Source organism: Rathayibacter sp. AY1D5, assembly GCF_002932515.1.
In the GTDB taxonomy this organism is placed as follows: Bacteria; Actinomycetota; Actinomycetes; order Actinomycetales; family Microbacteriaceae; genus Rathayibacter.
On the sequence record NZ_PSVU01000128.1, the window covers coordinates 1 to 669 of the forward strand.

The window sequence follows — 669 nt, forward strand, 5'->3', positions numbered from 1 at the left end:
GGCCGCCGGATGCGTCAGGGCGCCGTGGTGCAGGAGCTCCTGGGCTCGGTCCGCGACATCCGCCGCATCGGCTCGGCGGCGCTCGACCTGTGCTCGGTGGCCACCGGGCAGCTGAACGCGTACTACGAGCGGGGCCTGAACCCGTGGGACCTCGCTGCGGGCGCCCTCATCGCCGAGGAGGCGGGCGCGCGGGTCGCGGGACTCGACGGCGCGCCCTTCGGCTCCGGCCTGCTCATCGCGGCACCGGATCCTCTCTTCGCCGAGCTGGAGGATCTGCTGCGCCGCCTGCGTGCGGACGAGGTGTAACCGCTCTCCCGGGCCGAGCCGACACGGATTCCGTGCGCCGAGAGGCGGATCGGCGCAGGATCCCGCCGGGGCTCGCCGCGCGTCGTGCCCCGATCGCGCCTGTGCGCGGCGGCCTCTGGCCGGATCCCGCCGGCCGTGGTTATCCTTTATGAATTCGTGATGTTCGCACAGGCTGCGCTCACGGAGCCGAGCGGTGCCTCTCCCTGGAGGCCCGCTCGTCCCCTGCCCCCGACGGAAGACATCGATTTCGTGAGCCCCGATTCGCCCGCCCTCCGCGACATCATCGACTCCTCCGTCGAGGCCTTCGCCGCCGTCGGCGCCCCGTCGACCTGGGTGCTGTCGAACCACGACGTCGTGCGCCAC

1 protein-coding gene is annotated in these 669 nt (G+C 72.8%); it reads left to right on the forward strand.

Translation table 11 applies throughout. The annotated features are described in order from the left end of the window. On the forward strand, nt 1-306 hold a 306-nt coding region (locus C5C82_RS17175; protein WP_308471865.1), incomplete at its 5' end, for an inositol monophosphatase family protein. Nucleotides 307-669: the final 363 nt, after the last annotated feature.